Origin of the sequence: Pseudomonas sp. MF6755 (genome assembly GCF_016405635.1) — a bacterium.
In the GTDB taxonomy this organism is placed as follows: Bacteria; Pseudomonadota; Gammaproteobacteria; order Pseudomonadales; family Pseudomonadaceae; genus Aquipseudomonas; species Aquipseudomonas haemolytica.
In genome coordinates this window covers 195,457-208,439 of sequence record NZ_JAEKDA010000014.1, presented here as the reverse complement: position 1 = coordinate 208,439, position 12,983 = coordinate 195,457, and the positions used below count along the sequence as shown (strand labels likewise).

The window sequence follows — 12,983 nt, the reverse complement described above, 5'->3', positions numbered from 1 at the left end:
GACTGCTTCCTTACACCTGAGACTCGAAAATATTGAATGCACGGTAGTACTTGTCATCGTGCAGCAGACCGAACAGCTCCAGTGACGCGCCTTGTTCCAGCGAATGCCGATACTCACCGGGGAAGAACATCACCGTGGGTTTGTCCTTGGCCGTGCTTTGCAGATTGTTGAGTACGTTGTGCGAGCGAATATAGGGGAACACTTCACCGATGCCGGAGAGGAAAAGCACGTCGTAATCCGCCTGAGCAATACGTTCGCCAATAGCCGGGACCAGGTGTTCCTTGATATCCAATACACCCTGCAAAAGTTCCAGCAGACCTTCTTTTTCCACATCGGGCTCAACCGCCCGGATCTGTTCCCACAAGCTGACACCTTCGTCACTGCCCTCACGAGCCTTTAGCAAGTCGATGGTCAGGTCGTACAGGCTGACTTCCAATACCTTTACACCACGCCCCTGCAAACAATCGATACGCAGACCGGCCAACGTGTTGACCAGTTGCCGCTGCATGCGTTGTATCTCAAAGGCTTCAGCCGCCTTGAATTCGCAGATGTAGAACGGCAGATCATTATTCAGCCCTTTCATTTCCAGAAAGCGTTGACCGCTCATGACGTTCAATAGGTGTTCAAAGCGGGCTGCCAGCGGCTGCTGACTGATTTTTTGGCTCATTGCAGCCACCTTTTAAGTTCATGGTCAGTTGCCGGGAATATCAGCAATTGCTCGTTATCGTGGCGAACCAGTAAATGGGCCAGCGCTGGAGTTATCAACACAGGCTGAATCTGGTGCTGTGCGCTGATCAAGTCGGCATCCCGCAACATGCGGAACAGGTTTTGTCGCAATTTGCTATGCGTGGACGCAGCCAGTTCATCCAGCTCGGCATGCCACAAAGCTTTGGCATTGCAGAAGGCATCGTAATCGCTTGTCGTGAGTTGGCGGCGCATAAGCAGGTAATGCTCGCGCAGAACTTCGCGAGCGAAGTCGCGGATGAACGCATAGCGCCGGCAAGTTGCAGCCCACAGAAGGTAGCCTTGCTCCCGCAGGCTGCCATCCACCAAAAACTCCAGCTCCTCTGGATCCAAAAGCTCCAGACGCGCGATCAACTCCTTACTGATACGTGTCGCAGCAGCCGCTGTACGAACTTGCAACAGGTTCTCACCACGCACCTGCTCCCGTGTTTGCTTCCAATCACGCAGCGTTAGATAGCGCTCCACAACCAGCGGTGCTTCCTGCAAAAACAGGCCACCCGTGGTGAAAGAAAGACGATAACGCTCAGCCATCACTTCGCGCCTGCTGCGATTCGTCACTGGCTCCGCCAGCTTTGACCCAGGTATCCACCTCAACCTTCTGGAACTTCCACAACCGACCGACCTTGTGGGCTGGCATGCTGCGTTTGGCAATCCATGCATAAACGGTGTCCTTGCTGACGCCGAGGTGTTCGGCAATTTCATCAACACTGTGCCAACGATCAGTCATAGCTAAATCTGCCGATAAAAAAACGTGCTGATATTAGCCGTTTTTGTCGGTTTTAATAAGGTTAAAGCTGTTTCTCAGGATTAATGCCTGACAAATGCCTGCGCCACTTCAAAATGGCTTCAAAGGGCAGCCTAGCGAGTTTGCTTTGGTAAGCCTACGCTGCGAATAGCTCAGTGGCGAAATGAAAATGCGTCGCCATCAGTTCCCTCACCCGCCGGGATACATCTGCTCGATCAGCTGATCGAACTCTCCGCCATACCCACAGTAATCACGCGGAACGCGCTCAATATCCTCGGCAATCTGCGCAATCACTTCGCGCAGTTCCAATTGTCCATACCACCGAGCAGGAATCGCCGCAGCGCCATACTGAACACCAAGTATGTGTCCAGTGATCAGTCCGGAACCGTCGCTGTTGCCACCGTGATTCACCGCTGTTATGACGCCATCCTCGAACGAGCTCGCCGTCAGGGCACACCAGAGGCCAATTGCCAGCGCTTCTTCAGCGACCCAACCGCCACCGAGTTCGCCGATGCGTTGCGGGGTGGGCTTGTAGCCTTCATAGAAGAAAAACAGCACACGCTCGATAAGGCTGCGAGCTTCTTCCATGCCGGGCTTTTGCCCATATTTGGCCAGGCTTTCGCTAACTGCATGTTCGAGACTGTCCTCCCTGACCATCCGCTGGAGGATGTCAGCGAACAGCCCTGCCGTCAGGTAGCCTGTAGGGTGCCCGTGAGTAAGGCGCCCTGACTGGGCAGCGTAGTCAAAGGCGTTAGCAAAGAATGCACAGGGAGCAACGCGCATCAAGGCGCCGCAGCCCTTGCTGTTGTTCTCGGCGACAGCACCAAGCCGCTGGGTGGCCTTGAGGGCCGTGAGACATGTGGTGCCAGGGGCGCGACAAGACCAGAGTTCTCGCTGTTCGATCAACCACCCGTCCCTGCTGACTAGTATCGCAGGAGGGTAATTCTGGGTCATCAGCCAGCGCAGCAACGCATGGTGGATAATGCTGGGAACATGGCAAATCCCTCGTGAACTACTTCTCACATAAGCCCGCAGCAAGCCTTCGGCCGTGAATAGCATCATCTGCGTGTTGTCGGTGATGACACCGGAGATACCGAAAGTAGGGGCAAAATCAACGATACCCTGCGAACCGAATTTAGCTTCGATTGCAGGCCATTCGAGGAACTCCACCGTGGCGCCCAACGCATCGCCGACTGCACCGCCCAGTAGGCAACCTTTGATCCGTTCAAGTCTGTTCATATCCTTCGCCCTTATCCCTCTGCTGGGATCAATTCCTGCAAAATCACCAGCTTTCTTTGCAGCTGCTCGATGTGCGCTTTCTCAGCGCGCAGCGCCGAGCGCAGCTCCCAGTTTTCCATATCCAAAATCCGTGCCCAGCGCGTGCCCTTTTGACAGCCAAGAGCCATTTTCCAGAGCTCCCGCAACCTCAGGCACTGCAGCACAAGCGTCAGCAGGATTGCTCCCATCATCACCAATGCACCTGTCGAAACAGCATCCGACATTGTCATGTCCACATCCTTTAGTGAGTTCGATTGAGCTCGAAGACAGATCAAGGATATGTAGTGTTTTACGACAGGTATAGAATGTAGACTTATACAGGTAAAGTATTCACGCATATGGAGCTGTCATGAAACGCAATCAAGACATCAAGCAGGTTCGTTGGGATTTGGCACTTCGTTATCGCTTGATCGAGACCGTCGCCTGGTGGGAAGGCCGGCTGACCACGGTGCATCTGATCCAGAGCTTCGGGATCAGTCGTCAGCAGGCGTCTAAAGACATCAACACTTACATCACCGAACATGCGCCTAAAAACCTTACATATGACAAGCAGCTGAAGGGCTATGTCCCCAGCAAACAGTTCAAACCACTGTTCATCGACGACAGCGCCAGCGCTTATCTGCACCTGCTGAACCAGACCCATTCCCGTGCGCCGCATGTGGAAGGGTTGGCCTTGGCGTATGCCCACACCATGGTGCTGGAGGTGCCTGACCGGACAATTCGACCTGAAGTGTTGCGCCCATTGCTTAAGGCATGCCGCGACAGCGAGGTTATTGAAGTCGAGTACGTTTCACTCGCTAACCCGGTTCCAGAAACTCGCTTGATTGCACCACACACACTGATTTACACCGGTATGCGTTGGCATGTGCGGGCGTATTGCGAGAAGAATCGTGAATACCGAGATTTTGTGCTGAGTCGCCTGCGCGGCAAACCTGAGTACGAACGCAAGACCGAGAACCTCATCGACGAGGATGAAGACTGGAACACCAAGGTAGCCGTGATCATAGAACCCGACTCAAGGCTCAAACCAGAACAGAAGGCAATCATCGAAGCCGATTTCGGCATGGAGGATGGCGTGCTGATCATTCCGACACGCCGCGCCTTGGTCAAGTATGTGTTGCAGCGTTTTCAAATCGATCCGAAAAAGCTCGACCCCAAAGCGGCGGCGCAGCAGATCGTGGTGAGGAATCTGGATGAGTTGAAGCCTTGGCTTTATGAGTGACTCAACCCGGCATTTTAATTCGTGACGCACTGCATCACGAATTAATTGAACCTCCGAGAGGGAAGAATAATAGGCGTGACTCTGGGCTCTCTGGAAGCATTCGCCCCGTCCTATGTCCGGAGCGAATGTTGAGATGAGATGCGTTAAGGACCAGATCAGTCTTGCGGGCGCAGTTCAATCAGTGCCTGTTCGAACAGAATTCTATCGTTCTCTGCGGCCTTGTCTTGTTGCACCAGAGCCTGGCTTTGCGCGTCGATCCACTCATCCATAGGTTTGAACACCTGCTCAACCACCAGAGTGATTTGGAACTGGTAGGCCTGACGCAAATCGTGGACAAACGAACTGGCAGAGTCGTCGATGGCTTTGGTACGACGAGCTTGCGCTGCCTTCTCCGCATTCTCTGTACGAATAGCCTGGTAGATGTCGTACAACGCCACGCCGACCTGTACCAAAGGCCCCGCCCAGCGACCCGCTGTACTGGCCCAGCGTCCCATGGTCTTGGGGCCAATACCTTTGAACAGTTTGGGCAGAAACTCTTTTCCTAGCTCCAGTGCCGCTTTCACTCCCTGTTCAGTCATGTCCTTGACATTACCCATGGGGACTTTCTTCAAGGCATCCTTGATGGCTGGCGACAGGATGCTTTCACCAGCATCCTGCGGCGCATCCAGATCCGCATTCAGCATGGCGTCAGCGTGTCGGAGAGTGGACTCGGCCAATTTCTCACCGATTTCACCGAGGCTCTGCTGAGTCTTGGGCAGCTCGTACTCCAGCGTGCGCATCAGTTTGTCGCCCAGAGACTGGACAACTTCTGCCGCCCCCTCTTCCATCGCCTGGTTGGTGTCACCCCTGACTTGTCCTTCTGCTACTGAAGTAATCAGATTGACAATTGCCTGCTTTGCGCTACGACAATCGCGATCCAAGTGATCGTTCAGGCATGCAGTCAGACGGCTGCGCTCGTTTTCAATCTGCAGTTTGGCTTTCGTCAGCGCTTCAGCCTGACGGTCATTGCCGGCCTGTACCAACCGCAAATTGGCTTGTTCGATCGCAACCACCAGGTCTTTGCGACAAGCCGCGAAGATTGTCCCGGTGTCGCTTTGCTCCAGGAAGTCGCCCAGCGCCTCCTCCAGGTCAAGAATGCCGCTGGCGCCTATCAGCGGCGCCTTGTCCTCGAGTCGTCCTTTGAGGGCGCTTCTGGCATTGACCCATTGCACCGGGACCTTGTCCAGAATGTTTTCAATACCGCGCTCACTCGCCGCACGTTGCAGATGAATACGCAGGCGATCGGTGATGCCGACATAATCGCGATCGCCGACCGTAATGCCTGCCTTGTTGTTGACGATGAGCATTACCCGGCGCTCTGAGGCGACGATATCGACCAACCGCTCCCAGGTTTTCGCTTCGTCGGTGGCACCGCCTGCAGCGACCACGAACAACACCACTTCGCTATTGTGCAGTTGGTTCTCAGCCACCTCTTCATGCTCAATCGGTGCGTCGATGCCAGGTGTGTCGAGCAGCGTGTAATTGCCCCAGCGGTACTCAGTTATCGCGGCCGTTTCCGGTCGATCCGCCATCTTGGCATCTGCCCGCCCCATCAAGGCATTGAGCAGGGTACTTTTGCCAGCGTTGTAGTTGCCGTAGACCATGATTCGAGGGTGTAACTGCTCAGCCTTGGTCTGCAACCGGGCTCCCAGCTCATCACGTTGTTGTTCGGACAGCCAACGGCCCAGCGGGGTGCTGACCCGTTCATAGGTGTGGATAACCCGTGCGAAGTCAGGCAATGCCATGAGACAGCTCCTTTTCGATTTCCTGAATTTGAGTAAGCGTGTGCTGGCGCATCTCTTTTAATGCGCTGTGGAAGTTTTTCAACCAGTCGGCAATGTCGATAAAGCACAATTGGTCCAGTTGCTCATACAGGACATTCAGCCGGTTCTCGGCAAGCTCAAGCAACTGTTCACGGGTCCCCAGTGAAACTTCGTCGCGGTTGTCGCCCACAGCCACTTCGATTTCTTCAGTGGTATTGAAGTATTCGCCCGCTGCGCCCCCAGCCTTGTTTCCCGCCCAGGCTCCAAGTGCGCCACCGATCAGGCCACCGATGACCGTTCCCACACCTGGCATAATCAAAGTGCCTAGAGCTGCCCCACCTTCAGCGCCCCCCCAGGCACCGAACCCTGCCCCGCCGGCCCTGCCGAATGACTCATTGCGGCGGGAGTCGAATTTGATCTTTTCAACGCGCTCTGAAAACTGAGGGGCCTCTCGGGCGACAGGTCCAACCGCCTGGTCGTGAATTTCAATATTTTCGAATTTCTGGCCAATCGAATCACACAGTTCGCTGGCGTAATGCTGGAAAGCATGATCGAGCAATTTACGGCAGGCTTCAGAAAAAGCCTGATCGTTCATCGCATATTGATCGGCATACTTTTCGATCTGACCCGGTAATTCTTTTCTGAGCTGGCTCAGAATATGATCGACGCTCAGTTTCAGGTCCTTACGCGCGGCGCTCAGCCCTGTTCTGATATCAACCAGCTCTTTTTCCAGCTGATCCGTCGATTCGGCCAGCTTGATGCAGAACGCCTGCAGATTCTTCAAGGGTGTCTGGCGCTTGAGGGCGAGCCCACTGGAACGGGCTATGTTGCCAATATCTGCGGCGAAGTCGGCCAGCCCACTGTCCTGCCAGCGTTGCGCCTGCTCCTGGGGGCCACCTTCCTCGGCATAACGCACCGAAATCGAGTGAATATTGATTTGATTCAGGAGCGATTGTGCTGATGGGTCAATCTTGGCCAACTCCGACCCGACGTAACCAATCTGGTCATCACGATCGGATCGCGCCTTCATTACCCGTTGGTTAACCAAGTTACCCAAGTCATCAACATCCTCCTCAATCACATCGCTGCCAGTGATAAGCACCATGAGGTTTTTCTTTTTCTGGAGCAGCCCGACGACCTCATTCATATCGGAGTGCCGGCCAGGACTGCTGGAGTTGCTCAGGAATACGATCAGGTCGGCACACGCGACATAGTCGTCGGCCAACTGGCCGTTGACGCTGTTGACCGAGTGAACCCCAGGGGAATCGACCCAGGTCATACCCGGCAACCTGAAACCCTGGATTGAGCTGGTCGCTTCCACCACGTCGACGCCAAAGCATCGCTGCTTGCTCATCAACTCTGCCGACATGGTTTCCGCAGTCCCGGTACTTTCGCGCCAGAAAAACTCGGGGCGAGGGGAAGCGCTGTCGATCAAGGCCGCGTCTGGAGCAGAGTTCCCGTAGGCGAGATAATTCCCCAGGGAGGATTTTCCAGCTTTGACCTTGCCGTAGACAAAGATCAGTAGCGAGTCATCGAAATCCTTGCGAAACGAAGTATTGCGCTCATAGTTTTCGACGTTCCTGATCCAGGCATCAAGCTGACTGTCGAGCCCCTGCTGACAGCGCTCAGCCATGTCCTGCAACGGGTGACGCTGCTCAAGCGGGCTTTCACGCCAAGGCGAAGTCTTGCGTGCGTCATTAAGCTTCCTCAGCTGAGCGTTGAGGACACTTTCCCGGCGATCGATCTGGCGTTTGACCTGATCGAACTCACCGGCAATCCCGGCGAAGACATTTAACAAATCATTTCGGTTGGCGTGGCGGTCGGTCATCGTGACTTATCCCAGCAATTCTTCTTTCAGGCGCTGAAGGCCCGTGATTTCTTTCTGAAGTGCGTGCGCCTGGACAGCTTGCTTCACCCAGATCGGGCTGAAGGCTGCACCGGGGGCAATTGTATCCAAGTGTCTCAACATAGCTTTTGGTTTGTTCGGCACCTTTTTGATTACAAAGGCACTAAGGCTGTCAAAACTGACGTGCAGCGCGCCCTGGTTAGTTCGATCGAGTACCGCAGGGTGCGTCGCAAATAAATCTTTCAGTTGGCCATCAACGTCGGCAACCAGTTGAGCCTTACGTTTCTCGAGGTTTGCCTGTTTGCGACGAGCAATGGCCTGTGCCTCGGCCTCACGAGTCTGAATGCGTGCCCTGCGTTCGGCCGCTTCTTTTTCTTCATCGTCGGAGCTGGCGACGGCAGCAACCACAGCGCCGATTAAGGGTACCAATAACCACCACATAGCAATGTTCTCTCAATCGGATTCAAGGGTTTCGCAGCGGCTGATGCGTTCTCGGGTCGTGCTGACCAACTGGTTCACACTCTGACTAAGCACCAGAAACGCCTGTGATTGTTTGGCTTCGACGGCAGCCAGTGTGCGTTCCCGCTTGGCGATGGCCTTATCGACAATGGCCTCCAACTTACTCAAACGCTGCTTATCTCGCGCACGGCGCACGGCATGCAACTCGCTTTCGGCGCGCTCGACAAGTGTCTTCAAATGGTGGTGCAGCACGTTGATGCCGCTATGTTCGATAAGGGCGGGCTTTTGCTCCAACACGCCTTTGCGGTATGTCGTGAACGAGGCCGGGATCAACGTGCGAGGTGCCTTGAACAACGCCGAGAGAATGGCACTGATTGCGTCCAGGCGATCCTGCCTTTGCTCCGACGCACTTTCGGCATGGGTCAGAACGACCAGTAAGCTGTCTTCGATATCAGGACGCCGGTGTTTCAACTCATTAAGGAAGTTGATTTCTACGGTTTCCAGAGTGCCCGTGCCCAGGTTGTGGGCGAACAGGATAATGTCGGCCGTCGCCAAGCCACGCCAGGCGTGCTGGTCATCCTCGTTATTGGCGTCAATACCCGGAGTGTCTACGTAAGTAATCCCTCCATGGGTTAAGGTTTGCACCGTCTTAGTCGAGCGCACTGCTTTGGTTTCGAAGAATTCGTTTTCAAGATGGCCGGTCAATGCATTGAGCAGTGCGCTCTTGCCAGCGTTCATCAGGCCACAGACCGCTATACGCAAAGTCCGGTCGACGGTCTTTCCCTCTTGACGCTCCTGATACAAACGCGCGAATTCAGCTGACTCGCGATTGAGCTGAATCAGCCAATTTTCAGCTGGCATGAAATGTCCTTATTGCAGTGTCGGAAGCGCTGGCGCATCCGGGATCAAACACAAGTTGCCCCCAAGTCATAACGTTCAGCGCGCACCCTAGCGCCTGAACACCTGCAACCCGGATCATCCTCCACGCGATATCACTTTGCCATGCCTTAGTAACCTGTCAATCAAACGCAGATCTACAAGCAGCAATAAGGCGATGGGATGGACACTAAACCGGCCCCTGCCCCTTTCGCAAAAACTCGTTTTCCGCCTCCATTGACTTGTAAGACCGATACACCTCGTACCCTTTCTTGGCGATAACGACGAGGCCAACTGCGGCGAGAAAGTTTTTCAGCATGATCCATACTCCTGTTTATTGGCTGGTTTGAGCATAACCATGCCTCGCGACAAATTGCGTCGCCCCGAGAAAATCCATTTTAAATCGCCGACCCCGCTGTGACGGACAGGCTGATAACTCCATTGAAGGTTCAGTCGTTGGTCGCCTCAGCCTTTTGTTTTGTCGGCCTTCGCCTGGAAATCTTTAAGCGGCAAGCTCACTGGGGATTTACACTCTCCTGAGGACCACGATTCAAAGTGCTTCTCACATCTGTAATGCAAACTCAGTCCCAAGATGAATGATCACCCCCACCAGCCCTCCCACCAATGTTCCGTTGATACGAATAAACTGAAGGTCTTTGCCCACGTGTGACTCCAGTTGCTCCACCAGTTCCTTCTCGTTCCAGGCTTCGATGCGTTCAGCGATGTAGCGGCCGATCTCTGAGCGATAGCGCTCAACCAATGGGCCCGCCATTGCCAGAATCTGGTCGTTTATCCAGGCCTGCATCAAAGCGTCTTCGCTCAATGCGTCACCAAGCTTGCGAGTACCCTCCTCCAAGCGCTGGCGCGTTGTGGAATCGCTTCGAGTAATGTCTTCCTCAAACCAGGTCACTACATCGTCGACCATGTCAGTCAGGTAGCTGTGCAGGGCCGGGTGTTGAACGAGTTGAGCGCGCAGTTGTGCCGCACGCAAACGAAAAGCTGGCTCCTCCTTGAGCTTATGCACCAAGGCTCCCAACTGCTGGTTGAAATGTTTGCGCAACGGGTGTTCAGTGTCGTGGTTGACCTCGCTGATCACGTCAGAGATTCGCTCGACCAACTTTGCCGATGACCAGTTGCCGGCAACGTTGTGCAGAGGCAGTTCCTTGCCGAAAACGTTGAACCGCAAGAACTCGAACTCCGTGGCCAGAACGTCGGCGATGCGTTTTTTTGTCGCTTCGCCTTGCAGTGAAACATCGACTTGATTCAATACGGCGTCGAGTACCTCCTGTGCCCTCCCATCATCGGTGAGCACTTCCAGCAACTGACCACTCATTTTTGCCAAATCAACTTCTTCCAGGCGCGCCAGAGCAGTGCTGCGTACAAACTGGCGCACACGCTCGTCACGCAGGGCGCCAATACCATGCCCAGCCAGCTTGACGGCTAAACCCGACAAGACTGCGGCGTTGTCTTCCTTCGACAGCCATTGCGCCAACCGCCTGGCAGTATCAAATTCGCTGACCTTCTGAAGTACCTGCTCACGTGAAAGAAAGTGAGTACAAATAAAGTCCCCCAAGTTGGCGCCAATACGCGCCTTGTTGCGCGGGATGATAGCCGTGTGAGGAATAGGCAATCCCAAGGGGCGTCGGAACAGGGCAGTAACGGCAAACCAGTCGGCGATAGCGCCAACCATCGCAGCCTCGGAGAAGGCTTTCATGTCCCCCCCCAACACGGGATGGGAGTGGATCAACATCAAGGCTGCGACATAGAGCGCTGCCGCCAACAAGAACAACCCGGACGCTATTGCCTTCATCCGCGCCAACGGTGAATCGAGTTTCAACATCAAAAAACCTTAAATGTAAGTACGCAATGGAGGTCGTCGTCACCCGCTTCCGCGACCATTGGCCTCAATTTTTTGTCTGGGGCCTAGATATGAGCCTGCGCTGGATGGACACTCAATGCGTCATCCAAAACACCTGCCCTATAACGTATCAGTGAATAGATACAGAACTTTATTACGTGATAGCTTAACGCCATATCGCGTCATAATGTGTCGCAGGGCTCATTGAATGCTCAATCCCGCCCCTCATCCGCCGATAAAACCATGATCCTCAAGGTCCCGCGGATCCCCTCAGCCAAAGGAAGCACCTGGAATGGATTACCAATCACTCAAGACACGCCACCGTAACGAACGCGACGCGCACCACCCAAACCTTGCGCTACGGGTTCACCGAGCCCTGAGCTGGCTCAATCGTGCGGAACAGGCAGAGGACGTTGACGGGCGCTTCATCTTCCTCTGGATCGCTTTCAACGCTGCCTATGCCACCGATATTGATGAGCAGCATCGATTGTCCGAACAGGAGGCATTCAAGGCTTTCCTGCAAAAACTTTGTACGCTGGACACCGAGCACCTGATCGAAAAACTGGTTTGGTCAGAGTTTTCCGGGAGCATACGTGCACTGCTGGACAACCCTTATGTTTTCCAAAGCTTCTGGGATTTCCAGAACGGCAAGATCAATGAAGCCATGTGGGAGGAACGCTTGCGTAACGGCAAACGTAGCGCTCATGCAGCACTGGCCGATCGCGATACAGCCAAGGTGCTGGGGGTGATGTTTAACCGCATCTATACCCTTCGCAACCAAATGATTCATGGCGGAGCCACCTGGGACGGCAGCGTCAATCGCACACAATTGCGTGACTGCTCAAACCTGCTGGCAAAGCTTGTCCCCCTGGTGATCCTTCTGATGCTCGACAACCCGAAAACATTGTGGGGCGACGCCTGTTACCCGGTGGTCAAGTCGTAACCCACCTCTCGCTTGCGCAAGGAAAAGCCCATGCCGTCCGCCAAATCGCATTCCACTGTCAGCCGCCAATGGGAGTTGCTCAAGCACCTGCCAAAGCGTGAGTCCGGTATCACCGTGACGGAGTTACTGGCGCGTCTTGAGTCCTCCGGTTTCAACATCAGCCGGCGCACCGTCGAACGTGACTTGATTGATCTGTCGCTGGTGTTCCCGTTGCAGTGTAGCGAAGGCACGCCACAAGCCTGGTACTGGACGCCTGGCGTGAATGTGGAGCTGCAAGGCATTACGCTGAGCGAAGCCTTGAGCCTGACCCTGGTTGCCGACACCATCCGCCCATTGTTACCCGCCAGCATGCTCAGCGTGCTTGAACCGCGCTTTGTGCATGCGCGGCAGAAACTCAAGGGACTGGAGGACGATAACGCGGCTGCCCGCTGGCTGGACAAGGTCGCCAGCGTGCGACCGGACCTAAACCTGCAGGCGCCGGATATCGACCCACTGTTGCTGGAAACATTGCAGAGGGCGCTGATTAATGAGCGTCAAGTGCAATGTCAGTATTACTCGGCACACAACGACAAACTCAGTGAACTGACACTCAATCCATTAGCCATGGTACAGCGTGGGTTGGTGACCTATTTGATCGCCACAGCGCATCCGTATACCGATGTGCGCCAGTTTGCGGTGCATCGTTTTCGCAATGTCGATCAGCTCGATAAACCCGTAGAGGGATTACAGGCATTTGACTTGTGTGAGTACCTGGCCAGTGACGCCTTGCAGTTCGGCACCCCCGAAAAGATTCAGTTTCAAGCTTGGGTTAGTGACCATCAGACGCGGCTGATTCGTGAGACACCATTGAGTGCGGATATGACACTGGAGCCGTTGGAGAATGGCTTTCGAGTACGCTCGACACTGAGCAACACCTGGCAGTTGCACTGGTGGATTTTGTCCCTGGGCGACTCAATGGTGGTGGAGCAGCCGCCCGAGCTGCGGGCTCAGATTGGCAAAACACTGCATCGTGCGGCGGCAGCCTACCGGCCACTGGATTCAGTGGCGGATGCAATAGGTACCGTGGTTTCGCTACAAAACCTGGCAGGCGCGACACAAACCGTCGCACCAGGTTCGTAGGGTAGCGCCACGTCGCTGATCAGCAGTCTATTTTTCCTTATGCAACAACGTGCCAATCACGGTGCGTTGAACCACCAGCGTTCACAAGGAG

Annotated in this window: 14 protein-coding genes; 3 read left to right on the top strand and 11 right to left on the bottom strand. The window is 54.6% G+C overall.

Features of this window, described 5'->3' with window-relative positions; genetic code table 11:
* Window positions 1–10: 10 nt before the first annotated feature.
* From JFT66_RS19925 to JFT66_RS19905, 5 genes are all read right to left on the bottom strand, one after another.
* Window positions 11–667: a DUF1788 domain-containing protein gene (locus tag JFT66_RS19925; protein WP_169885067.1), complete on the bottom strand. Its 657-nt coding sequence runs from the start codon at window positions 665–667 to the stop codon at window positions 11–13.
* Window positions 664–1,275, bottom strand: coding sequence for a DUF1819 family protein (locus tag JFT66_RS19920; RefSeq protein WP_169885065.1), 612 nt, complete (start codon window positions 1,273–1,275; stop codon window positions 664–666). The genes JFT66_RS19925 and JFT66_RS19920 overlap by 4 nt, the downstream gene beginning before the upstream one ends.
* Window positions 1,268–1,471 carry a helix-turn-helix domain-containing protein gene (locus JFT66_RS19915; protein ID WP_010463602.1) on the bottom strand — a complete coding sequence of 68 codons (204 nt, stop codon included), beginning with the start codon at window positions 1,469–1,471 and terminating at the stop codon, window positions 1,268–1,270. Before JFT66_RS19915 ends, JFT66_RS19920 begins: the two co-directional genes overlap by 8 nt.
* A gap of 207 nt (window positions 1,472–1,678) precedes the next feature.
* Window positions 1,679–2,728 carry an ADP-ribosylglycohydrolase family protein gene (locus tag JFT66_RS19910; protein WP_170037968.1) on the bottom strand — a complete coding sequence of 350 codons (1,050 nt, stop codon included), beginning with the start codon at window positions 2,726–2,728 and terminating at the stop codon, window positions 1,679–1,681.
* Between the two features lie 11 nt (window positions 2,729–2,739).
* Window positions 2,740–2,997 (bottom strand): hypothetical protein, encoded by a 258-nt coding sequence (locus JFT66_RS19905; protein ID WP_169885060.1) that lies wholly within the window; start codon window positions 2,995–2,997, stop codon window positions 2,740–2,742.
* Window positions 2,998–3,116: 119 nt separating this feature from the next.
* Between JFT66_RS19905 and JFT66_RS19900 the strand changes: the two genes are divergently transcribed.
* Complete coding sequence (locus tag JFT66_RS19900; RefSeq protein ID WP_170037966.1) at window positions 3,117–3,989, top strand: WYL domain-containing protein; 873 nt, start codon at window positions 3,117–3,119, stop codon at window positions 3,987–3,989.
* A gap of 155 nt (window positions 3,990–4,144) precedes the next feature.
* On the opposite strand, the gene JFT66_RS19895 is transcribed toward JFT66_RS19900, so the two are convergent.
* From JFT66_RS19895 to JFT66_RS19875, 6 genes are all read right to left on the bottom strand, one after another.
* Window positions 4,145–5,773 carry a GTPase gene (locus JFT66_RS19895; protein WP_198859942.1) on the bottom strand — a complete coding sequence of 543 codons (1,629 nt, stop codon included), beginning with the start codon at window positions 5,771–5,773 and terminating at the stop codon, window positions 4,145–4,147.
* Window positions 5,760–7,619: a hypothetical protein gene (locus JFT66_RS19890; RefSeq protein ID WP_198859941.1), complete on the bottom strand. Its 1,860-nt coding sequence runs from the start codon at window positions 7,617–7,619 to the stop codon at window positions 5,760–5,762. Before JFT66_RS19890 ends, JFT66_RS19895 begins: the two co-directional genes overlap by 14 nt.
* A gap of 6 nt (window positions 7,620–7,625) precedes the next feature.
* The gene (locus tag JFT66_RS19885) at window positions 7,626–8,078 is read right to left on the bottom strand and encodes a hypothetical protein (protein WP_198859940.1); all 453 of its coding nucleotides are present in this window, start codon (window positions 8,076–8,078) and stop codon (window positions 7,626–7,628) included.
* A gap of 12 nt (window positions 8,079–8,090) precedes the next feature.
* Window positions 8,091–8,957, bottom strand: a complete 867-nt coding sequence (locus JFT66_RS19880) for a GTPase (protein WP_169864276.1) — start codon at window positions 8,955–8,957, stop codon at window positions 8,091–8,093.
* Window positions 8,958–9,162: 205 nt separating this feature from the next.
* Entirely contained in the window at window positions 9,163–9,291 is a 129-nt protein-coding gene (locus JFT66_RS30035; protein ID WP_255141968.1) for a hypothetical protein, read from the bottom strand.
* A gap of 243 nt (window positions 9,292–9,534) precedes the next feature.
* The gene (locus JFT66_RS19875; RefSeq protein ID WP_198859939.1) at window positions 9,535–10,812 is read right to left on the bottom strand and encodes a DUF445 domain-containing protein; all 1,278 of its coding nucleotides are present in this window, start codon (window positions 10,810–10,812) and stop codon (window positions 9,535–9,537) included.
* A 310-nt stretch (window positions 10,813–11,122) separates the two neighbouring features.
* On the opposite strand from JFT66_RS19875, the gene JFT66_RS19870 reads away from it, so the two are divergent.
* Window positions 11,123–11,773, top strand: a complete 651-nt coding sequence (locus JFT66_RS19870; RefSeq protein WP_169864274.1) for a HEPN domain-containing protein — start codon at window positions 11,123–11,125, stop codon at window positions 11,771–11,773.
* 30 nt (window positions 11,774–11,803) lie between these two features.
* The gene (locus tag JFT66_RS19865; protein WP_169864273.1) at window positions 11,804–12,892 is read left to right on the top strand and encodes a helix-turn-helix transcriptional regulator; all 1,089 of its coding nucleotides are present in this window, start codon (window positions 11,804–11,806) and stop codon (window positions 12,890–12,892) included.
* Window positions 12,893–12,983: the final 91 nt, after the last annotated feature.

Coding starts and splice junctions, on each gene's coding strand:
- JFT66_RS19925 (WP_169885067.1), bottom strand. CDS start 667: ATGAGCCAAAAAATCAGTCAGCAGCCGCTGGCAGCCCGCTTTGAACAC.
- JFT66_RS19920 (WP_169885065.1), bottom strand. CDS start 1,275: ATGGCTGAGCGTTATCGTCTTTCTTTCACCACGGGTGGCCTGTTTTTG.
- JFT66_RS19915 (WP_010463602.1), bottom strand. CDS start 1,471: ATGACTGATCGTTGGCACAGTGTTGATGAAATTGCCGAACACCTCGGC.
- JFT66_RS19910 (WP_170037968.1), bottom strand. CDS start 2,728: ATGAACAGACTTGAACGGATCAAAGGTTGCCTACTGGGCGGTGCAGTC.
- JFT66_RS19905 (WP_169885060.1), bottom strand. CDS start 2,997: ATGACAATGTCGGATGCTGTTTCGACAGGTGCATTGGTGATGATGGGA.
- JFT66_RS19900 (WP_170037966.1), top strand. CDS start 3,117: ATGAAACGCAATCAAGACATCAAGCAGGTTCGTTGGGATTTGGCACTT.
- JFT66_RS19895 (WP_198859942.1), bottom strand. CDS start 5,773: ATGGCATTGCCTGACTTCGCACGGGTTATCCACACCTATGAACGGGTC.
- JFT66_RS19890 (WP_198859941.1), bottom strand. CDS start 7,619: ATGACCGACCGCCACGCCAACCGAAATGATTTGTTAAATGTCTTCGCC.
- JFT66_RS19885 (WP_198859940.1), bottom strand. CDS start 8,078: ATGTGGTGGTTATTGGTACCCTTAATCGGCGCTGTGGTTGCTGCCGTC.
- JFT66_RS19880 (WP_169864276.1), bottom strand. CDS start 8,957: ATGCCAGCTGAAAATTGGCTGATTCAGCTCAATCGCGAGTCAGCTGAA.
- JFT66_RS30035 (WP_255141968.1), bottom strand. CDS start 9,291: ATGCTGAAAAACTTTCTCGCCGCAGTTGGCCTCGTCGTTATCGCCAAG.
- JFT66_RS19875 (WP_198859939.1), bottom strand. CDS start 10,812: ATGTTGAAACTCGATTCACCGTTGGCGCGGATGAAGGCAATAGCGTCC.
- JFT66_RS19870 (WP_169864274.1), top strand. CDS start 11,123: ATGGATTACCAATCACTCAAGACACGCCACCGTAACGAACGCGACGCG.
- JFT66_RS19865 (WP_169864273.1), top strand. CDS start 11,804: ATGCCGTCCGCCAAATCGCATTCCACTGTCAGCCGCCAATGGGAGTTG.